This is a genomic window from Arthrobacter cupressi (assembly GCF_900099975.1).
GTDB lineage: Bacteria > Actinomycetota > Actinomycetes > Actinomycetales > Micrococcaceae > Arthrobacter > Arthrobacter cupressi.
In genome coordinates, this window is record NZ_FNEI01000012.1 from 44682 (window position 1) to 65693 (window position 21012).

Consider the following 21012-nt stretch of genomic DNA (forward strand, 5'->3'; position numbering starts at 1 on the left):
GCGTAGAAGCGTGCCGGAAAAAGAACTCACTGTCGCCGACCTCTCCGAGAGCGGGCTGCTCGCCCGGATCTTCCCGCGCCTGGAGTCCAGCAGCAGCGTCCTGCTCGGGCCGGGTGACGACGCCGCCGTCGTCGCGGCCCCGGACGGGCGCGCCGTCGTCTCCATCGACACCCAGACCCAGGACCAGGATTTCCGCCTGCACTGGAACAACGGCTACCGGAGCACCGGTTACGACGTCGGGTGGAAGTCCGCCGCCCAGAACCTCAGCGACATCAACGCCATGGGTGGAACCGCCACCTCCCTCGTTGTCAGCCTCACCATGCCCGGCGAAACCCCGGTGTCCTGGGTGGAGGACTTCGCGGACGGCCTCACAGCCGGGATCGCCGGGCTCGGCGCCCCGGACTGCTCGGTGGCGGGAGGAGACCTCGGGCGGGGGCGGGAGATCGCGGTGACGGTCGCCGTCGTCGGGACCCTGCACGGCAGGGAGCCGGTGCTTCGCTCGGGGGCACAGCCCGGCGACACCCTCGCGCTGGCCGGCACCCTCGGCCGCGCCGCCGCGGGCCTGGCCCTGCTGGAGAGCAGCGTGCCGCTGGAATCGCTCACCCCGGAGCAGCGCGCCCTCGTGGACAGCCAGTGCCGCCCGGTGCCCCCGCTCGCCGCAGGCCCCCTGGCTGCCGCCGCCGGGGCCACCGCCATGATGGACGTTTCGGACGGTTTGATGCGCGACGGCGGCCGCCTCGCCAAAGCCAGCGGCGTGGACCTGGACCTCGATCCGATCGCGCTGAAGGCGCAGGCCAACGCCCTGGAGGCCGCGGCCTCGCTGCTGGACGCCGACCCCATGGATTGGGTGCTGGGCGGGGGAGAGGACCATGGCCTGCTGGCAGCATTTCCGGCCGGGATTCTGCTCCCGGAGCCCTTCACTGCGATAGGCTCAGTCAGGGCCGCTGCCGGGGCAGGACGCGGCGTCGTCCGGATAGCCGGGGAGTCCGCCGAGACCGTGGGATGGGATCACTTTGCAGACTAAGATCGCCGCCAATGTACATGCGATGAAACGCTGGCTGGGCAAGGCAGAAACCACCCTCGGCAACCACAGCGACCGGCTCAACGCCATCAACATCTTCCCGGTGGCAGACGGCGATACCGGCACCAACCTCTACCTCACCGTGCGGGCAGCCGCGGCAGCCCTTAGCGCCGCGGAAGCCGCGGCCGCGAAGGGTCCCGGCGACGGCCAGGCAAAACCGGAGCAAGCCAACGACGTCGGCGCCGTCCTGGCAGCAGCGGGCCGCGCCGCCATGGAACAGGCCCGCGGAAACTCCGGCACCCTGTTCGCTGTCTTCCTGTGCGCGATGGCCGAACCCCTCGCCGGGCACAGCAGGCTCAGCGCCCCGCTGCTGGCCTCGGCCCTGCACCGGGCGCAGATCCGTTCGTGGTCGGCGCTGAGCGAACCCGTGTCCGGGACCATGTTGTCCGTGCTCGAAGCGGCCGCCCGGGCCGCCGGCGAAGCAGATGCCGCCCAGAACGGCGACGACAGCAACCACGCCCTGGGCCTGGCCCTGGACGCCGCCGTGGATGCCGCCGTCAAGGCCGTCATCCGCACCGAGGAACAGTTGGCGCCCCTGCACGAGGCCCACGTCGTCGACGCCGGCGGAGTGGGCATGCTCCTGGTCCTGGACTGCCTGCGTGCCGCCGTGCTCGGCGAGGAACTGCAGGAGGAACTCCTGGACGGGCTGCACGGCTACGACGTCCAGGACCCGCACATCCATGCCGGGCTGCCCGATGACGACGGTGTGGAAGTCATGTGCACCATCGAACTCTCTCCCCTCGCCGCGGCCACCCTCCGCCAGAAGCTCGACGAACTGGGCGACTCCGTGATCATGAGCCAAGTGGGCAGCGTCGCCGGCTCCGGCAGCCGGTCCGGCGACGACGAAGACGATGACGACGACGAAGCCGACGGGGTCGAGGCCAGCTACCGCTGGCGCGTCCACGTGCACGTTCCCGACGCCGGCCCTGCGGTGGCGGCCATCCGTTCCCTCGGCGAGCCGAGCGACATCTCCGTCAGCCAGCTGGCGCTGCCCCGCGACCCCGGCGCTTCGGAAAGCCTCAGCCCGCATGAATCCTGAGCCGGTGAACCGTGAACTGGTGAATCCTGAACTGCGCCTGCCGCTGGACCGGAGGATCGGGAAGCGCTCGGCGTCCGTGATCACCAAGCACCTCGGCCTGGAAACGGTCGGGGAGCTGCTGGACTATTTCCCGCGCCGCTACCTCACTCGCGGCGAACTCACGCCGATCGCGAAGCTGCCCCTGGACGAGGAAGCCACCCTGGTGGCCCGGGTCATCTCCAACTCCACCCGGCAGATGCGCGCCCGCCGAGGCTCGCTCACCGACGTCGTCGTCACGGACGACGCCGGCGGGAACCTGGCTGTTCCCGGAACCCCCGGAACGCTCAAGATCAGTTTCTTCAACGGTTTCCGCGCGCGGAGCGAGCTGCAGCCGGGCCGCCGGGCCATGTTTTCCGGGAAGGTCAGCCGCTATGGCGGCGCCCTGAGCATGACGAACCCCGACTTCATGCTCCTGGATGAAGACCCGGACGCGGCCGGCAGCATGGACCCGGAAAAGCTCGCGGCCATGCCGATCCCTGTCTACCCGGCCACCGCCAAACTCACCAGCTGGTCCATCCACAAGGTCATCACCACTCTGCTGGACACCATCGACCTGGACCGGATCGAGGACCCCCTCCCCGCCGCCATCACGGACCGGGAAGGATTCGCGGACATCGGCAGGTGCTACCAGCTGATCCATTCGCCCGAAACTGCGATCGACTGGAAACATGCACGGGACCGTTTCCGCTACCAGGAAGCGCTCGTGCTGCAGGCCGCCCTCGCCCGGCGGCGCGTCCAGCTCGCCTCGGAGGAAGCGACGGCGCGCCGGCCGGCCCCGGAGGGCCTGCTCGCTGCCTTCGACCGGCAACTGCCGTTCACCCTCACGGCCGGCCAGGCCGCCGTCGGGAAGACGCTCTCGCAGGAACTGGCGCAGAATTCACCGATGAACCGCCTGCTCCAGGGCGAGGTGGGTTCCGGGAAGACGATCGTGGCGCTGCGGGCGATGCTCCAGGTGGTCGACGCCGGCGGTCAGGCGGCGCTGCTGGCGCCCACCGAGGTTCTCGCCGCCCAGCATTACGAATCGATCCGGCGCACGCTGGGCCCGCTGGCCCGGGACGGCATGTTCGGCGGCGCCGGAATGCTCGGCCAGGAATCCGGCACCGCCTCTGTCCAGGTGACCCTCCTCACCGGGTCCATGCCCGCCGCCGCGCGCAAGCAGGCCATGCTGGACGCGGCGTCCGGGAACGCCGGCATCGTGATCGGCACCCACGCCCTGCTCAGCGACAAGACCACCTTCCAGGACCTCGGCCTGATCGTGGTGGACGAACAGCACCGCTTCGGCGTCGAACAGCGCGACGCCCTCCGCGCGAAGGCCCAACGCCCGCCGCACCTGCTGGTCATGACCGCCACCCCCATTCCGCGGACCGTGGCGATGACCGTGTTCGGGGACCTCGAAACCTCGGTGCTCGACGAACTGCCCGCCGGCCGGGCCCCGATCAGCACCCACCTGGTGGGCCTGGCCGAGAACCCCGGCTGGGCGACCCGGATCTGGGCCCGCTCGCGCGAGGAGATCGACGCCGGGCACCAGGTCTACGTCGTGTGCCCCAAGATCGGCACGGACGACGACGGCGACTTCACCCCTGGCGAGGGTGAGCACGGCGGGGACGAGCCTGATCCGCTGGCGGAGGACGGCCCGGCGCGGGAGCTCGCGTCCGTGACCGCCGTCGTCGAGGGCCTGCGGCAGGAGGATGCCCTGCGCGGCGTCCGGATTGAAGCGCTGCACGGCCGCCAGGACCCGGTGCTCAAGTCCGAAACCATGGCCTCCTTCGTGGCGAACCAGACGCAGGTGCTGGTCTCCACCACCGTGATCGAGGTGGGCGTGGACGTGCACAACGCCACCCTGATGGTGATCCTCGACGCCGACCGCTTCGGCATCTCGCAGCTGCACCAGCTGCGCGGCCGGGTGGGCCGTGGCGGGCTGCCAGGCACCTGCCTGCTGGTCACCAGCCTGGAACCCGGCCACCCCAGCCGTCGCCGGCTGGACGCCGTCGCAGCCACCACGGATGGTTTCGAGCTGTCGCAGGAGGACCTCAAGCTGCGCCGCGAGGGCGACATACTCGGCGCCTCGCAGTCCGGCGGGCGCTCCACGCTCAAGCTCCTCCGGGTCCTGGAACACGGGGACGTGATCGAGCGGGCCCGGAGCGACGCGCAGCAACTCGTGGCCGAGGACCCGGAGCTGCGCCGGCATGAACCGCTTGCGGCGGCCATCGACGAATACCTCAACCCCGAGAAGGAGGCGTTCCTTGAACGCGGATAGCCTGAACGTCCCCGGCCTCGACGGTCAGAGCCCGGAGCCACACCGTTGAGCCGGATCATCGCCGGAGCCGCCGGCGGCAACCCGTTGCAAAGCGTGCCCGGAAGCGCCACCAGGCCCACCACGGACCGGGTCAAGGAAGCCCTGTTTTCGCGCCTTGAAGCGTTGGGGGTGATCGACGACGCCCGGGCGCTGGATCTCTATGCGGGCTCGGGAGCCCTTGGCCTCGAGGCAGCCAGCAGGGGTGCGGCCTCGGCGGAACTCGTGGAGTTCGATGCCCGTGCCTCGGCCGTGTGCCAGCGCAACGCCGACACCGTCAACCAGGCCCTCGCGCGGAAAACCGTCTCCGTCCACCGTTCCAAGGTGGAGTCCTTCCTCGAAAGGGCGGCGGATGGCGCCTTGTGGGACCTGGTGTTCCTGGACCCGCCATATCCGCTGGACGAGCAGTCCCTGCAGGCTGTCCTGGCCAAGCTCGCCGGCCACCTCGACGACGGAGCCGTGGTCGTCGTCGAACGGTCCTCCCGTTCCCCGGAACCGGACTGGCCGGACACCCTGGAACGCTTCGCGGGAAAGAAGTACGGCGAAACGATGCTCTGGTTCGCGGAACCGGCCTGACCCGCCCAACTAGCTCGCAGTTGTTGTCGTTTTGAGGCTTCAAAACGACAACAACCGCCAGTCAGTTGGGTCAGTCGGACAGCGGATCCAGCTCCACGCCGCGGAGCACGGTGGCCGGGTGCGGGCCGCGGGCGAGCAGTGCCTGGGTCCAGGCCTCGGGCCACCGCCGTTTGCTGCCTACCAGGATGATGTTCCCGGGATAACGGCCGGCGAACATGCCCGTCTCGGCGAAGGCCACCAGATCCGCCAGCGCCCCGGCCCCGATGGCCCCGCGCATCGCGGCCACCTGGCTGCGCACCAGCGTCAGTGCGGCCTCGTCGCCGACGTTGGTGACCAGCAACCCGTCAGGGCCCAGCCGCGCCGCAGCCTCCTCGTAGAACTCCCGGCAGGCGATGTGCTCCGGTGCCTCGGGTCCGGAGAAGATGTCCAGGATGACGACGTCGAACAGCAGTTCCGCCGGCAGCGCGGCGAGTTCGCCGCGGGCGTCGCCGATCCGCGTTTCCAGGCGGGTCCCCTCCGGCATGGGCAGCTTCTGCAGGACGAAGTCCAGCAGTTCGCGTTCAAGCTCGACGGCGTACTGCACCGACCCGGGCCGCGTCGCCTGGATGTAGCGGGCCAGGGTGAGGGCCCCTGCACCAAGGTGCAGCGCCGATACCGGTGCGCCTTCGGGGCCGGCCAGGTCCACGACGTTGGCGATCCGGCGCAAGTATTCGTAGAACACTTCCTCGGGCCGGGCCAGGTTCACGTGGGATTGTTCGGCGCCGCCGATGCTCAGCACGTACGCGCCGTCCACGAGCCCGTCCGGCTCGATGCTCGCGTGCTGCCCGCTGGATCGCAGGAAGCGGCGGGCCTGGTGGCTTTCCGCGGCAGCCACTAGAGCTTCTCCCGCAGGGTGGCCAGCCGGGAGGCTGCCTCCACCAGGACGTCCTCCTTCTTGCAGAACGCGAAGCGCAGCAGGCTGCGGGTCCGTTCGGCCCCTTCCGGGTGGCAGAAAACGGGGACGGGAATGGCGGCCACCCCCACGAGTCCGGGCAGCCGGCGGGCGAGCTCGACGGCGTCGCTGATTCCCAGCGGGGCCGTGTCCACGTTGATGAAGTACGTTCCCTGCGGCAGGTAGACGCCCAGGCCGGCGGCCCGCAGGCCGTCGGCCAGGATGTCCCGCTTGCGCTGCAGGGTGGCGGCGATGCCGGTATAGAAGTCGTCGGGAAGGGCCAGGCCCCGGGCCACGGCGGCCTGGAAGGGCGTGCCGGAGCTGTAGCTCAGGAACTGCTTGACCGTGCGGATCGCGGCGACGAGGTGTTCGGGTCCGCTGAGCCAGCCGATCTTCCAGCCCGTGAAGGAGAAGGTCTTGCCGGCGGAGGAAATGGTGATGGTCCGGTCCGCGGCGCCGGGCAGCGTGGCGACGGGAATGTGGGGGACGCCGAACGTCAGATGCTCGTAGACTTCGTCGCTGACGATCAGGGCGTCATGCTTTTCGGCCAGTTCCACGATCCGTTCCAGGACCGGACGCGGGAACACCGCGCCGGCGGGGTTGTGCGGGTTGTTCAGCATCACCACTTTGGTCCGCGGGCCGAACGCCGCCTCCAGCCTGTCCAGGTCCGGCATGAAACCCGGGGCCAGCAGGGGAGCGGTGACATGCACGCCTCCCGCCAGGCCGATGATGGCCCCGTAGGAGTCGTAGAACGGTTCGAAGGTGAGTACCTCATCGCCCGGCTGGATGAAGGCGAGCAGGGAAGCGGCGATGGCCTCGGTGGCGCCGGTGGTCACCACTACCTCGTTTAACGGATCCGGCCGCAGTCCGTAGAAGCGCTCCTGGTGCGCGCTGACCGCCTCCCGCAGTTCCAGGATTCCCTTGCCTGGAGCGTACTGGTTGGCCCCGGCGGTGATGGCCTCCTGGGCCGCCGCCTTCATCTCTTCCGGGCCGTCCTCGTCGGGGAACCCCTGGCCGAGGTTGATCGCTCCGGTCTGCATGGCCAGCGTGGTCATCTCTTCGAAGATCGTCACGCCCAGGGAGCCGTCTTCCGAGAGCAGGTTGGCGCCCGTGGCCGCCCGCCGCCACGGGGCCGCGTCCCGGTCCGGGGTGTGCCGGCTGCCGGGGAACTGGCTGTTGGAAACGGGGCTGCTGGGGACGGGGCTCGTCACGCGGGTCCGCCTTCCTGGTGTCGCTGGATTCCGGCGGGACCGGCCGGTGTGTGTCATGGTATCCCGGCAGGGGATGCGATAGCTTCGAGGCATGAGACGCGCAGTGTGCCCTGGTTCCTTTGACCCCATCCACAACGGACACCTCGAAGTCATCGCCCGGGCCGCCGGCCTGTTCGACGAAGTGATCGTCGCGGTCTCCACCAACTACACCAAGAAGTACCGCTTCACCTTGGAGGAGCGGATGGACATGGCACGCGAAACCCTGGCTTCGCTGCGCGGCATCATCGTCGAACCCATGGGGGAGGGGCTGCTGGCCGAATACTGCCGGCAGCGCGGGGCCACCGCCATCGTCAAGGGACTGCGCTCCTCCTCGGACTTCGACTACGAACTGCCCATGGCCACGATGAACCGGCAGCTCACCGGCGTCGAGACTGTCTTCCTGCCGGCGGAGGCCCACTACATCCACCTGTCTTCCACCCTCATCAAGGAAGTGGCCCAACTGGGCGGCGATGTTTCCGACTTCGTGCCCAAATCGGTGCTGAAGCGGATCCTCGCGGGCGAGTCGGCTCCGGATCAGCGCCGGAGCGGGTAAGCTGGACCGGTGCCTCTGGCCGCTGCCCTGTGCGGCGGCCCCGGTTTGAGTCCGTTCGGACGTTCAGGCTAAGATGGTACGTCGGTCATATGTTCTACAGGAGTTCTCATTAAGCGAGATGCAGGTTCGCCCTTGATGCTGCTTGTCAAGGACCTCGGGCGCAGCCCGGGAACCATGCGGACACTCAAAGAACATGTACCTGCACCAAGTGATCTTGGTGTGGCGCTCATTGGCGTTCAGGAAGGCTCGGACATCGAGCTCGACCTGAGGCTTGAGGCCGTACACGAAGGAATTCTGGTATCCGGAACCGCGTTCGCCGAGGTCAAGGGCGAATGCGGACGATGCCTGGATCCCCTTGCGTATGACCTTGAGGTCAATGTGCAAGAACTTTTCCTCTATGAAGGCGTTGAGCTTTCGGACGGGGAAGACGATGAAGAGCAACGTCGAGTCGAGCACGATCTGATCGATCTTGAGCCGGTGTTGCGGGACGCAGTCGTGACCACGCTGCCGTTCCAGCCGGTGTGCCGGGAAGACTGCCAGGGCCTTTGTTCCGAATGCGGAATACGCCTGGAAGACGAGCCGGGGCACCACCACGAGGTCCTGGATCCTCGCTGGGCTGCCCTAGCTGAACTGGCTGAGACTGACCGGCAAACTGATTAGTAAGTGTTCGTCTAAGAGAGAAATGAGATAGCCGTGGCTGTTCCCAAGCGGAAAATGTCTCGCGCAAACACCCGCGCCCGCCGTGCCCAGTGGAAGGCTTCCGCCCCCCACCTGGTAAAGACCATCGAGAACGGCCAGGTTGTCTACAGCCTGCCGCACCAGGCAAAGGTCGTTACCGACTCTGCTGGCACCGCGCTGTTCCTTGAGTACAAGGGCCGCAAGGTCGCTGACGCCTAAGTCCGCCATACAGGCTGATTAAAGGATGTCTTCAACTGAAGAGCTTCTGAAGCGTCTCGGCGTCACCATTGACGCCGAGACGCTTCGTCTTGCTCTGACACATCGCTCGTACGCGTACGAGAACGGCGGGATCCCCACCAACGAACGCCTTGAGTTCCTCGGCGACTCCATCCTGGGCTTCTCCGTCACCGACTTCCTCTTCCGGGAGAATCCGGACCTTCCCGAAGGCGAGCTCGCCAAGCGGCGGTCCGCCGTCGTCAGCACCCGCGCCCTCGCAGTGATCGGCCGCGAGCTTGGCATCGGCGAGTACATCTACCTCGGCCAGGGTGAAAAACTCACCAACGGGAAGAACAAATCCTCGATCCTCGCGGACACCATGGAAGCGCTCATCGGCGCCACCTACCTGTCCAACGACATCGAAACAGCCCGCCAGCTTGTCATGCGCCTGGTGGGGCCCCTCCTGGCGGATGCCGCCGCGCTCGGCGCCGGCACCGACTGGAAGACCAGCATCCAGGAACTCGCCGCGAGCCGGCAGCTCGGCACCGTCTTCTACGCCGTGGAGGGCACCGGTCCCGACCACGCCCGCATCTTTACCGCCGAACTGCAGATCAACGGCACCGGCTACGGCAAGGGCACCGGCCATTCCAAGAAGGAAGCCGAGCAGGAGGCCGCAGCGGACGCCTGGCGGACCCTCAGCTCCGCTAAAGCCGCCGCCGGTTCCGGTGACGCCCCCGGCGCCGGCTGAGCAGCCATGCCCGAACTGCCTGAAGTAGAGGTGGTCCGCCGCGGCCTGGCCCGCTGGGTGCGCGGCCGCACCATCACCTCCGTGGACGTCCTGGATCCCCGCTCCATCCGCCGCCATGCCCTCGGTCCGGAGGACTTTGCCGGAAATCTTGAGCAAGCCACCGTGCTGGACGTCGTGCGCCGCGGAAAGTTCCTGTGGATGCCGCTGGCCCTGGACGGCGCGCCCGCCCACGAAACAGGAACCGGCGTCGCGCTCATGGCGCACCTGGGCATGAGCGGACAACTCCTTATGCAGGACCCCGAGGTCCCCGACGAAAAGCACCTCAAGGTCCGGCTCCGGCTCAGCCACACGGACGGTATGCCCGAACAGCTCCGCTTCGTGGACCAACGGATCTTCGGCGGACTGTTCGTCACCTCCCTGGTCCCCACGGCCGACGGCGGCCCCGGCGGGCTGGGGGAGTCACCCCTTCCCGAGATCGCGGCGGAAGCCGCGCACATCGCCCGCGACCCCCTGGACCCGCATTTTTCCTTCGAGGACTTCTACCGGAAACTCAGATCCCGCCGGACCGGCCTCAAACGGGCGCTCCTGGACCAGGGCATCATCTCCGGCATCGGTAACATCTACGCGGACGAAGCGCTGTGGCGGGCCCGGCTGCACTACGCCCGCGCCACGGATACCCTGCGCCGGGCCGATGCCGCGCGACTGGTAGAGGCGGCCCGGGACGTCATGAACGACGCCCTCGCGGCAGGCGGCACCAGTTTCGACTCCCTCTACGTGAACGTCAACGGCGATTCCGGCTACTTTGCCCGCTCGCTGGACGCCTACGGCAGGACCGGGCAGGCCTGCCGGCGCTGCGCCGAAGCGGGCCTGGCGGGCGTGATCAAGCGCGAACAGTTCATGAACCGTTCCTCGCACACCTGCCCCGTGTGTCAGCCCCGTCCCCGCAACGGTCGCTGGTAGCGGGTCCGTTTTCCGGCGCCGCCTCCGGTGGCAGACTGTGGACATGAAAGCCTGGGCCATCCGGACGGCCATCGCGTTTGTCTTCAACGGCATCACGCTGTGGGCCGCCTCGATCCTGCCCGGCGTCCGGCTGGGTGGCGGCTTCCTTTGGGTGGTCCTGGTCTTAACCGCAGCCAGCCTGCTTCTGCGCGGCGCCGCCGCAGTCCTCTTCCGGAGGCTGGACGCACGGCAGCGGGCGGACGAAACGCAAGCTCCCGACGGCGGACAGCCGGCCCGGTCGAAAGCCGCGCGGAAAGCGCTGGTGGCGGCCGCCGGACTCGCCTTGAGCCTTGCGGCCGTCTGGCTCACCACCGCCTTCGCCGGCGGCCTGGTCATCACCGGAACGGCCGGCTGGGTGCTCCTCACGGTGGTGGTGTGGCTGGCCTCGGTCATCTTCGAGTCCGTAGACGACGGGCTCGAAAACAAGGCGCAGCAACTGCTCGGCGGCACCGGCCCGGGCGAGAGCGAGGTCAAAGAATAACGTGGACGGGGCAAGTTTCCGTGAACGGCTTTGACATTCCCACGAACAAGCCAGTCTAGGCCTTCGGCCGCAAAACCTGATAACTGACGGGGTAATTCTCCAGAGAGCTGCTCGGCGTCTCAATTGCCGACACTGTGTCTGCTAATGATAGGGAGACAAGCTGTTTCAGTCTGGTTGGATCGTATTTCCACCATGCAGTGCTGACCAATCGCTTGCGCATGTGTTGGTCGAATCGGAAGCGAATATGCTTGGCTGGGACCCCTCCGACGATTTCATAAGGTTCGATGTCTCGGGAAACAACAGCGCCGGCGGCAATAATCGCACCGTCTCCGACGGTGACGCCTGAGGAAATTTTCACGCCGTCGCCGATCCAGCAATCGTTTCCGATAACCACGCGTCGTTTGGGTTCAGTTCGGGCCAGACGCAAGGATGAGGATGGCAATTTAGACTCAAAAAATGGCGATGTCGAAAAACTCTCGAAATTGTGATGACCTAGGCCGAGTGATACATCGCGTCCGATACTACAGTACCTTCCAACTTCGACATACGAACGAATCCGACCCGAATTCATATAGCTACCAAATCCAAAGTATACGGCACCCTGGAGTTCGGCATCGATAATGCGGACCTCTGGCTCTGCGAATACACACCAACTGTTTCCCTTTGCATTGAGAATTAGGGGTGCTGCGTATTTTGACATTGAATTCTCCTCTAATAGGAACAGGCGAACCGAATCAACGTTGTCGCGCCGGGCAAAATTATTGAGTTCGGCTAATCAGGCGGCGAAGCTGCATGTACATTTGCCCAGAAGTGCTTTGGATATCTTCGCTTAACGCCCGGTGCCGGCCTGCGCGGCTTTGGCTTCTCCAGACCATCTCATCGCGATACACAATCGGCAAGACTTCTTCCAGGTCGCCGGGTGTGTCAATACGAATGCCGGCTAGCCCCAAATATTCAGAGAGCGACTGAGGCATGTTCTGGTAAAAGACCGGCACTCCGAGGGAGGCGACTTCGACGGGGACCATCTCGAAGGTTGCGTACTTAATCGGGGTTACCATCGCGCGAACTGTCGAAAGTCGCGCGGCAAAATCTTCCCGGAGGAACGGCCACACCTCATCGATGTCAAGATCGACCTTGTACTTGGGCTGATATTGGCGGACTGCAATGATCTTAGCCTCAGGTACGCTACGCCGGATCGCTGCAAGCCACTCAGAAGCGGGACGAGACATCAGAGAATCGTCGCTAAGTTTCGCAATATCGCCCACAAAGATCCCGGATGAATTATGGAAAGTCACACTCGGGGATGCCGGAAGCAAAAGGGTCTTCGGAACAGTTACAACAAGATGGGCGACTGTGGCTAGCTCGGGATGCGATTGCATCGATTCGGTAAATACCATCAGGTAGACGCGACGACCGAATGAACTCTCCCAATCGAGAAGTTTGGATCGGATGGAGCGGTATCGCGATGGCTTCTCGTTGACCGAAAGGTTGATGACCACGGTGCGTCCGGCTTTCGCATGGTGTTCAACTATTTCTTCAACTTTCGAAAAGTCTGGGCGCTCTGGATCGCCCACGTAGATCATTACCAGATCCACCTTGCTGCCGCCCAAATGTATCGGGTCGCCGGTTTCAATGTCCTGTAGGTTTACGTCCGCCCCATATACTCGAAGCTGGGATGCAGTTAGATGGCAAGACTTGAGAATCCCGCCCTTCTTCCAGCGCTCCTTGTCAGTACGTCCAATTATCGCAACCTTGAGCTCTTCCCTCGAAGTTGCCTCTTCTGCTGTATATGTCTCCCATCGTCCATGATCCTTGACTAGCTTCGAAACAAGGCTTCGGACGTCGAGGGTCTTTTCTCCCTGGCTCTTGCCCAATGACACGTTCGAGATGGACGGCGCCTCACGATCAATAGGAATTGCCCAACCACGCTCGTGCCTCAATACGATCATTGGGACTTTTTGGTTCTGCGCCTTTCGGGCAAGAAAAGCGTCCGCCATATTGGGATACTCAAAGTCTGAGAATTCGATCTGTATCGTACTCGTGTGAAATCCTGCTATGCCTGTTCCAAGGAGATGAACTGGGGTATCTTTGCCGCGAAGTGTCGAGAAGGACAGGACTTGCCGATACTTGCTGTTGTAATAGTCTTCGAAGTCTTCGGTGAATATCGAGCCATGCCAGCCCACCACCGCCTTTCGGCCGTAGCGCTCGATGCCTTGGATTAGATAATCGACGTAAAAATCTGGGTACTCGATGTCATCGTCGCACGTCAGATAATAGCCCTCAAAATCTCGCAAGAATAGAAACTTGGCTCGATCACCGTAGTCGGGTCCTGTGAAATACTTAATATTCTTGAACTGCGGGAGAGCACCTGGAATTGCTTCCATCCCATTGAGGTAAACAAATATCTCGTCCGCTTGCGGGGAGAGGATACGGAGCACCGTACTGAGGCCGTCTTCACGTCCCCGCATGCTGGCGATCCCAATACGGACGCTGTCTTGACGCGACCCCGCTGGCTTCCTCAGCTCATGAACGGGCGTGCTGAGGCGGGTGTGGTTGAGTGGGTCCGCGCTTGTCTTGTGAGCCAACTGGCGAACCGTCTTGATAGCGGCGTCGGCAGAGATCCTCCCAGGTGCGCTCTCTTCCCACCGATTGGCGAGTTCGCTGTATGCGCTCTCCCAAACCGCTGAGCGGCGCTCAAAGTCAAATCGATCGTCGAGTGCTTTGTCGAGTTGCTCACCAACCGACTTAAGCTGAGACCTCAGGTCGGCTTCGACGAGCAATAACTCCTTTTCTGCGATTTCAACACTTCGGGTCTGGATCGACGCGGATAGGCTGTCCAAATTCCGCGAAAGGTCATCAAGTTTGTCCGAAACTTGACTACCTATTTTGCTCACATCGACGTTTATGCGCTCAGCGGAGGTGATAAGTTGCTCATTTCCTGCTTCCGCCTTAGCGCGAGCGGACTCAAAGGCTAGTGAGAGCCGTTCGACTGCATTTTCAAAAGCTGTGGGCAACTCAGGCAGCGTGTTCGCCGGATCTTCCCCTGGGGCTAAGACCTTTCCATTTTCGTTCTGCTGAACCTGGGCCGTCTGAATTCGGCGAGACAACGCGTCCAATTGCGTCGTGACCTGGCGGAATTGCCTGCGATTTTCGTTGATGAGGAGGCGATGGCTGCAGGCAGCGAGACTCTCACCAACAAGTGATTCTTCGTGCGCCCAAATGTAGTTAACGCTTCGGCCGCCTTCAGCGAGCACCTCGTACCCGATCGGAGACAGTAGCTCATTGAGAGCACGGAATGCTTCAGGCGTGTGAGACTCCGCAACGATCAGGGGCTTGTACTTAGTGATTAGGGGGAGTGCGCCTCTGATAACGGAATCCTCGGAGCCTTCGACATCGACTTTCATAAGGGCGATGTTCTGGTCACCGATGAGATTCTCGAGAGTGTCTCCCGGTACTGTTGCCTGCTCGTTTGTACTTTCCGTCGCCTTGAATGTGCCGAAATTAGACGGAATAGATTGAGACATGCTGAAGTTTGAGGAACTATCCCATGCCACAGCAAGAATGGGAGTAACTCGATCGCTTAGGCCGTTGTCAGCAATATTGGCCTCAAGTATCTGAAAATTGGCTTGTACCGGTTCGATTGAAAACACTTGGTTGCTGAAGAACTTGCCGAAGTATACGGTGTGGTTCCCGATGTTCGCGCCAACATCAATGATCGCACCGTCATCGCGCATCGGGATGGATGAAATCTTTTCCAAGAGGTCATGTTCATAGAATGCGTTCAGGCGTGAAATGAGGTTGAAGACGTACTCGCCTTCCATGCCACTGATCTGCACGTCTACGTCGTGGGCCTTAAAGCTGATGCTCTTCATGTGCATGTTCTGACAATCTCCAGTAACCGTTTCGTGGCTCGGTATCCAAGGTCAAGCCTGGGAAGCTTGGGCTGATCGGACCCGTGTAGATAGTAGCGGATGGGGCGACGAGTGGTCGTAACCGGTCGTGGCGGCTTCTTATTTACGGAGCTTGGGGCGCTGTCACGTCGGAACTTCCGCTCATACCCCACGCTGGAAAAGACGCTCTTGGGTGAGCCTGCAGGTGCTCGCCTGTTAGGTGATATTGTTATGCATCGCGTCCGCACGGTGCCTCAACAGGCGACGGTGTTTGCGGGCGCCTTCTCTTTTGGGGGCATGCTTGACGAGCATTACTGATATCGAGTTTGACTACTTGGCCGTGCTCGATCCTTACGGGTCCGTTCTGGATCGCTATATCGAGTCATTTCAGGTCGGGCATGTTGATATATCGGGTGAATTCTCTCGTTCGCCGGATAGGTTGAGCAATGCGCGTAGGTTGGCAGAAATCGTTCGGCTTCGCTACCCAGGGAAGAGAATCTTGTGCCTGACGACTGAGGAGTCCGTCAAGCTTCCCCTTGAAGAATTGGCCGATTCGGCCCTGACGTGTCTTCAGTATGTTGTATTTACCAGAAACTTTCGAAAACTGCCCGCATCGAACGTTTTTGTGCAGGGTATCCCAAGTGATCCGAGCGTCGACTTCGGCTCTAAGGTTGGTGGTCATCTTTCCAGGATCCTTCGGAGCCAGCCAATCGGATCGGCAGTTAATCCGATGTCGCTGCCGTTTCCCGATACGAATCGGGAATTTCTCGATATGGACGCCTATGAACCTTTGCTGGATAGCCGGCACCTGATGCGGATTCATGTTGACGGCGTTGCGTACGAATTTTTCTCGGATTTGCGCCGAGGATCCAAGAAACTCGTCGTTTTTGGTCAAAGTGCCCTGAGTCGCCGAACGGTTCGGCTGCCTTTTTTTCATCGCTGGAAATGGATGCAGGACCTCGAGGGGTCGGCGCTAGGTCTTAACGATCCAACTTTGTATCTTGATGAGGGACTTGACGCTGGCTGGTGGATTGGGACGAAAGAACGCGACTACGTGGAGGAAGCCGTGGGTATCATCGGTCGCGTGGCGACGTCATTAGGCCTGAAGTCGTCCGACGTGGTTTTCTATGGTGGCTCTGCTGGCGGATTCTCGTCTTTTCAGATGGCTGCATGTTTGCCTGGTTCCAGAGTAGTTGCTGATATACCCCAGATTGACCTCCGCAGATACCACCTTCCTGTCGCCGTCGACAGTGCGGTACAAGCAGGACTCGGATTCGATTCGGTAAGGGCTGTTCCACCTGAGTATCTGCACCGAATAGACGTTGTGGAGAGATTCGTCCGTAACCGGCACGTGCCCGACTTTCTGTACCTGCAGAATCTCAGAGATGCAGCCCATGTGGATGACCATTTTGGCGATTTTCGACGACGGCTGCACAGACTTTCCGAGGAACATGACTGGGCTCGATCTGATGGCAGATACGAGACCTATTCGGCGTGGAGTGTCGTGCGTGGGGGTCACTTCCCGCTGGGGCGCTTCGAAACTATGAGGTACTTGAACGGATACTGACCCTCTGTCGTCCCCATCTCGCAGCACAGTCGGCCGGCAGCCGGCACTGCCCGACCCCATGCTGCGTTTTACGTTACTGAAGGTTGATAGAGTTCGTGTCATCCGGCGCACGTCGTTACCATCGGCTGTGTCCTAGGTGAACTGTGGTCGCTTGTTTGGTTAGGGAAGAACTTGAAGAATAAATCGGTGCTCTTGGTAGTGCTCCTGTGCTTGCTAAGCGCCTCTAGCGTGGGTTTATTGGCGGTAGGCTCCGGGACCGTGTTCGTCCCTGCCCTTTACTTGGCATTGACCGCGCTGCTCCTGGTATGTTCTTATCTCCTGGCTCGGCGGATTAGAGGCCTGGCTCAACTGTTGCGGAGAAACTCCGAAGCCCAGGGGTCGCGATTTGTACTGCTGCGTTCAATGCTTGACGGAAGGTTTTCCGACGTGATGCGGGCTTTGCGTGACAGCGAGGCCGCTAGGGGGCGAGCCGCATCGACCGCTAATGCGAAGTTGAATGCTCTTGTCTTGCAGGATCGTAGGCTTCATGAAGGGCTTCAGGGCCTGGCGAGAAGCGTCTCGAGCAGTGAGGCAGCTCGCGCTAGGGCGGCATCAAGCGCTAATGCGAAGTTGAATGCTCTTGTCTTGCAGGATCGTAGGCTTCATGAAGGGCTTCAGAGCCTAGCGAAAGATGTCTCCAACAGCGAGGCAGCGCGCGCCAGGGCGGCGCTCTCGGATAATGCCAAGCTGAATTCCATTCTTGAAGGCTCCAGAACTGGAGAGGAATCATCCCGAGAAATTTCGCGGCATCTGGCGGACCTATTGGAAGGCATGAAGAGCCAACAGGTAGTTCTCGAGCGAGTGGTAGAGGCATTGACCGCATTGGAGATTAGGGTCGATGTTCAACATGGCGCGACCTTACCTTCGGAGGATAAGCACAAAGCTCGTGTCCTGAAGGAACTAGGCTTAGCTAGGACATAAGCCGAGGCCAAGGGAAGGCGATGCCGGAGTCTAAATTTGCGCGCCACTGGAGGAGTTCCGAACCACCTTGCATTTGAAAAGTCTGACTGTCCGGGGATTCAAGTCGTTCGCGTCGGCCACGACGTTCGACTTCGAACCCGGCGTCACCGCGGTGGTTGGCCCCAACGGGTCCGGGAAGTCCAATGTCGTCGACGCCCTTGCCTGGGTGATGGGTGAACAGGGCGCCAAGACCCTGCGCGGCGGCAAAATGGAAGACGTCATCTTCGCCGGAACGGCAGGGCGCCCGCCGCTCGGCCGGGCACACGTCTCGCTCACCATCGACAACGCCGACGGCGCGCTGCCCATCGAGTACAGCGAAGTCACCATTTCCCGCACGCTGTTCCGGGCCGGCGGCTCCGAATATGCCATCAACGGCGCGCCCTGCCGGCTCCTGGACATCCAGGAACTGCTCTCCGATTCCGGGCTGGGCCGCGAAATGCACGTGATCGTCGGCCAGGGCCAACTGGACCGCGTCCTGCACGCCACCCCGGAAGACCGCCGCGGCTTCATCGAAGAGGCCGCCGGGATCCTCAAGCACCGGCGACGCAAGGAAAAGACCGTCCGCAAACTCGAGGCCATGCAGTCCAACCTGCAGCGGCTGGGCGACCTCACCGCCGAAATCCGCCGGCAATTGACGCCCCTCGGCAAGCAGGCAGAGGTGGCCCGCCGGGCACAGACCGTGCAGTTCGAGGTCCGCGACGCCAAGGCCCGCCTCCTGGCCGACGAACTCGTCCGGCTGAGCGAGGCCCTGGAAGAGGACGTCGCCACCGAAGCCGCCCTCAAGGAACGCCGTGAAGTGGTGGAACAGGAAGTCGCCGCCGGCCGGCACCGGCAGGCCGAAGTCGAGCGGCTCGCCGCCGAAGCCACCCCCCGGCTCAACGCCGCCCGGGACTCCTGGTACCAGCTTTCCGCCTCCCGCGAGCGACTCCGTGCCCTCGGTGCCCTCGCCGCGGAGCGCCGCCGCCTCCTCGGCAGCTCCGACCCGCTGCCCGACTCCGGGCGCGACCCCGAGCAGCTGGAACGCCAGGCGGCCCGGGTCCGGCAGGAACAGGCCGCACTGGAGCAGGACATCGTGGCCCGCAGGGACGCGCTCGAACGCGCCGGCCAGGCACGGCAGGAAGCCGAAGAACTGGCCGCCGCAGAGGACAAGCGCCTCACCGCGGTGCTGCGTGCCGCGGCCGACCGCCGGGAAGGCATCGCCCGGCTCGTCGGGCAGCTCGCCGCGGCACGGTCCAAGGCCGAGGCCGCCGACGCCGAACGCGGACGCCTGCGCGAATCCATGGCCGCGGGCGAGGAGCGCCGCCGCCGCGCCCAGCAGGAATTCACGGCCCTCGAATCCCAGGTGGCCGGCGCCGAGGACGGCGAGGAAAGCCTCGACGCCGAGTACGAGGAAGCCACGGCACTCCTGGACGGCATCGTGGCCGAGATCGAGGCCCTGAAGACCGCCGAACGGGAGCAGCTCCGCGAACGGGATGCGCTCACCGCCCGCAGGGATGCCCTGCAACTCGGCCTGAACCGCAAGAACGGCTCGGGCCGGGTGCTCTCCTCCGGTGCCCCGGGCGTGCTCGGTGCCCTGTCCGAACTGCTCGCGGTCGAGCCCGGTTACGAGACGGCGGTGGCCGCCGCGCTGGGCAGCCACTCCGACGCCGTCGTCGTGCAGGGCACGGACGCCGCCAAGGCCGCGGTGCAGCTGTTGAAGGACGACGACGGCGGCCGGGTGTCCCTATTGCTCGCCGGCTGCGGAGCACCGGACGCCGCTGCGGGGGAGGTGCCTGAGTTGCCGGAGGGGGCCCGCTGGGCCGCCGGGCTGGTCCGCCGGAACGGCAGCAGCCCGGGCGGTGGCGGGGACGCGGGCGGTGAGGAGGCGGCGGCGCAGCTGCTGGCGCGCACCGCCGTCGTGGATGGCCTTGACGAGGCGGCGGAGCTGATCGCCCGCCATCCGGGGCTGACCGCGGTGACCCGCGCCGGCGACGTCTTCACCGCGCTCACCGTCAGCGGGGGATCGGCGGACGCGCCGTCGCTGCTTGAGGTGCAGGCCGCCGTCGACGACGCCGAAAGCCGCCTCGCCGTCCTGGTCTCCGGACTCGAACGCGGCCGCTTCTCCCTGGCCGCCGCCGAGGCCCGCCGGGAGGAGGCGCAGGAGCGCGCCGATGCCGCCTTGGAGAAACTGCACGATTCCGACGCCCGGCTCGCCGCCGTCGCCGAACGGCTGGGGCACCTGAACTCCCTGCTGCGCAGCGCCGTCGCCGAAAGCGAACGCCTCGCCGACTCGCTGGCGAAGGCCGATCTGAACATCGCCGTCGCCGAAGAAGCCCTCGAAGCCGCTGCCGAGCGGCTCGCCGCAGCCCAGGAAGCGCCGGAGGAAGACGAACCGTCCACCGAGCAGCGGGACGCACTCGCCGCCGCGGCCAGCCACGCCCGGGCACAGGAGATGGAAGTTCGCCTCGGGCTGCGCAGCGCCGAGGAACAACTCAACGCCACCTCCAACCGGGCAGCGTCCCTGGAACGCGCCGCCGCCACCGAGCGCCGCGCCCGCGAGGAAGCGGCACGCCGCGCCGAACGCCGCAAGGCCCAGGCTGCCCGCGCCGCCGCGGTGGCCCGCGCCGTGGAACAGGCCGTGCGGTTCATCGACGTCTCCGTGGAACTGGCCGCCACCGCACGTGACCACGCCGAAGCCGTCAAGGAACAGCGGGACAAGGAACTCGCCGGACTGCGGAGCAGCAACGACGAGCTCGCCCGCGAACTGGCAGGACTGACCGATTCAGTCCACCGCGACGAACTCGCCAGGGCCCAGCAGCGGCTGCGGATCGAGGCCCTCGAAGCCCGCTCCGTCGAAGAGCTCGGGTTGTCCCCCGAACAGCTCGTGGCGGACTACGGACCGGACCAGCCGGTGCCGCTGCCCGCGGACAGCCAGGACAAATGGGCTGAACTGCGCGCCGAGGTGGACGAGGACGGGAACCCGGTCCCGGCCGGGAAACCGTTCGTCCGGGAAGAGCAGGAAAAGCGGCTCCGCAAGGCCGAACGCGACCTCGCCGCCCTCGGCAAGGTGAATCCGCTGGCCCTGGAGGAATTCGCCGCCCTCGAGGAACGACACCAGTTCCTCAGCACCCAGCTCGAAGACCTCAAGGCCAGCCGCAAGGACCTGCTGGACATCATCAAGGAAGTCGATGCCCGGGTCCAGCAGGTTTTCACCGAAGCCTTCGCGGACACGTCCAAACAGTTCGACCATGTGTTTGCCCGGCTGTTTCCCGATGGCGAAGGGCGGCTGGTGCTGACCGACCCGGACGACATGCTCACCACCGGCATCGAGGTCGAGGCCCGGCCCGCCGGTAAGAAGATCAAGCGGCTCTCGCTGCTCTCGGGCGGAGAACGCTCCCTGACCGCCGTCGCGCTGCTGGTGGCGATCTTCAAGGCCAGGCCTTCGCCGTTCTACGTGATGGACGAAGTGGAGGCGGCCCTGGACGACACCAACCTGGGCCGGCTCATCACGATCTTCGAGGAACTGCGTGAATCCAGCCAACTGATCGTGATCACCCACCAGAAACGCACCATGGAAGTCGCGGACGCCTTGTACGGGGTGACCATGCGCGGCGACGGCGTCTCCACCGTCATCAGCCAGCGGCTCGACGCCGGGGTGTGACGGTCCCGCGACGGGAGGCCATCCGGCTGTGA

General features: G+C 64.2%; 16 protein-coding genes. 12 read left to right on the forward strand and 4 right to left on the reverse strand.

The annotated features are described in order from the left end of the window. Positions 1-10 precede the first annotated feature (10 nt). The 4 genes from BLP88_RS13850 to rsmD are packed head-to-tail and all read left to right on the forward strand — an operon-like array spanning position 11 to position 5028. Positions 11-1024: a thiamine-phosphate kinase gene (locus tag BLP88_RS13850; RefSeq protein ID WP_074590093.1), complete on the forward strand. Its 1014-nt coding sequence runs from the start codon at positions 11-13 to the stop codon at positions 1022-1024. Positions 1025-1046: 22 nt separating this feature from the next. After that, positions 1047-2120 carry a DAK2 domain-containing protein gene (locus BLP88_RS13855; protein ID WP_074590095.1) on the forward strand — a complete coding sequence of 358 codons (1074 nt, stop codon included), beginning with the start codon at positions 1047-1049 and terminating at the stop codon, positions 2118-2120. A 19-nt stretch (positions 2121-2139) separates the two neighbouring features. Further along, positions 2140-4416, forward strand: a complete 2277-nt coding sequence (locus BLP88_RS13860) for an ATP-dependent DNA helicase RecG (protein WP_074590210.1) — start codon at positions 2140-2142, stop codon at positions 4414-4416. A 45-nt stretch (positions 4417-4461) separates the two neighbouring features. After that, positions 4462-5028, forward strand: coding sequence for a 16S rRNA (guanine(966)-N(2))-methyltransferase RsmD (rsmD, locus tag BLP88_RS13865; RefSeq protein WP_074590097.1), 567 nt, complete (start codon positions 4462-4464; stop codon positions 5026-5028). Between the two features lie 70 nt (positions 5029-5098). Here the strand turns inward: rsmD and BLP88_RS13870 are convergent, their stop codons facing one another. Together BLP88_RS13870 and BLP88_RS13875 are read right to left on the reverse strand one after the other, a co-directional pair. Continuing rightward, positions 5099-5902: a spermidine synthase gene (locus BLP88_RS13870; RefSeq protein ID WP_175453567.1), complete on the reverse strand. Its 804-nt coding sequence runs from the start codon at positions 5900-5902 to the stop codon at positions 5099-5101. Then, entirely contained in the window at positions 5902-7170 is a 1269-nt protein-coding gene (locus BLP88_RS13875; protein ID WP_245679873.1) for an aminotransferase class I/II-fold pyridoxal phosphate-dependent enzyme, read from the reverse strand. Before BLP88_RS13875 ends, BLP88_RS13870 begins: the two co-directional genes overlap by 1 nt. Positions 7171-7261: 91 nt before the next feature. Here BLP88_RS13875 and coaD point away from each other — a divergent pair, with 91 nt between their 5' ends. From coaD to BLP88_RS13905, 6 genes are all read left to right on the forward strand, one after another. Further along, entirely contained in the window at positions 7262-7762 is a 501-nt protein-coding gene (coaD, locus tag BLP88_RS13880) for a pantetheine-phosphate adenylyltransferase (RefSeq protein ID WP_074590099.1), read from the forward strand. 132 nt (positions 7763-7894) lie between these two features. Then, on the forward strand, positions 7895-8422 hold the full coding sequence (locus tag BLP88_RS13885; protein ID WP_084111227.1) for a YceD family protein: 528 nt from the start codon (positions 7895-7897) through the stop codon (positions 8420-8422). Between the two features lie 33 nt (positions 8423-8455). Then, positions 8456-8659 carry a 50S ribosomal protein L32 gene (gene rpmF / locus BLP88_RS13890; protein ID WP_074590103.1) on the forward strand — a complete coding sequence of 68 codons (204 nt, stop codon included), beginning with the start codon at positions 8456-8458 and terminating at the stop codon, positions 8657-8659. A 25-nt stretch (positions 8660-8684) separates the two neighbouring features. Then, on the forward strand, positions 8685-9404 hold the full coding sequence (gene rnc, locus BLP88_RS13895; protein WP_074590105.1) for a ribonuclease III: 720 nt from the start codon (positions 8685-8687) through the stop codon (positions 9402-9404). 6 nt (positions 9405-9410) lie between these two features. Then, positions 9411-10364: a bifunctional DNA-formamidopyrimidine glycosylase/DNA-(apurinic or apyrimidinic site) lyase gene (gene mutM / locus BLP88_RS13900; protein WP_074590107.1), complete on the forward strand. Its 954-nt coding sequence runs from the start codon at positions 9411-9413 to the stop codon at positions 10362-10364. A gap of 43 nt (positions 10365-10407) precedes the next feature. After that, a complete protein-coding gene (locus BLP88_RS13905) occupies positions 10408-10884 on the forward strand; it encodes a hypothetical protein (protein ID WP_074590109.1) in 477 nt (158 codons plus the stop codon). A gap of 55 nt (positions 10885-10939) precedes the next feature. Here BLP88_RS13905 and BLP88_RS19315 read toward each other — a convergent pair whose 3' ends face one another. Both BLP88_RS19315 and BLP88_RS13915 read right to left on the reverse strand, forming a co-directional pair. Beyond that, positions 10940-11584 carry a CatB-related O-acetyltransferase gene (locus BLP88_RS19315; protein ID WP_084111230.1) on the reverse strand — a complete coding sequence of 215 codons (645 nt, stop codon included), beginning with the start codon at positions 11582-11584 and terminating at the stop codon, positions 10940-10942. 58 nt (positions 11585-11642) lie between these two features. After that, entirely contained in the window at positions 11643-14756 is a 3114-nt protein-coding gene (locus BLP88_RS13915) for an FkbM family methyltransferase (protein ID WP_175453568.1), read from the reverse strand. A gap of 319 nt (positions 14757-15075) precedes the next feature. On the opposite strand from BLP88_RS13915, the gene BLP88_RS18795 reads away from it, so the two are divergent. Beyond that, positions 15076-16341 carry a hypothetical protein gene (locus BLP88_RS18795; protein WP_139163402.1) on the forward strand — a complete coding sequence of 422 codons (1266 nt, stop codon included), beginning with the start codon at positions 15076-15078 and terminating at the stop codon, positions 16339-16341. Between the two features lie 1027 nt (positions 16342-17368). Further along, positions 17369-20980 (forward strand): chromosome segregation protein SMC, encoded by a 3612-nt coding sequence (gene smc / locus BLP88_RS13925; RefSeq protein WP_175453569.1) that lies wholly within the window; start codon positions 17369-17371, stop codon positions 20978-20980. Positions 20981-21012 lie beyond the last annotated feature (32 nt).

Bases quoted from the DNA above. Each gene is read 5' to 3' on its own strand.
- BLP88_RS13905 (WP_074590109.1), top strand. From the start codon at position 10,408: ATGAAAGCCTGGGCCATCCGGACGGCCATCGCGTTTGTCTTCAACGGC.
- coaD (WP_074590099.1), top strand. From the start codon at position 7,262: ATGAGACGCGCAGTGTGCCCTGGTTCCTTTGACCCCATCCACAACGGA.
- BLP88_RS13915 (WP_175453568.1), bottom strand. From the start codon at position 14,756: ATGAAGAGCATCAGCTTTAAGGCCCACGACGTAGACGTGCAGATCAGT.
- BLP88_RS19315 (WP_084111230.1), bottom strand. From the start codon at position 11,584: ATGTCAAAATACGCAGCACCCCTAATTCTCAATGCAAAGGGAAACAGT.
- mutM (WP_074590107.1), top strand. From the start codon at position 9,411: ATGCCCGAACTGCCTGAAGTAGAGGTGGTCCGCCGCGGCCTGGCCCGC.
- BLP88_RS13855 (WP_074590095.1), top strand. From the start codon at position 1,047: ATGAAACGCTGGCTGGGCAAGGCAGAAACCACCCTCGGCAACCACAGC.
- rnc (WP_074590105.1), top strand. From the start codon at position 8,685: ATGTCTTCAACTGAAGAGCTTCTGAAGCGTCTCGGCGTCACCATTGAC.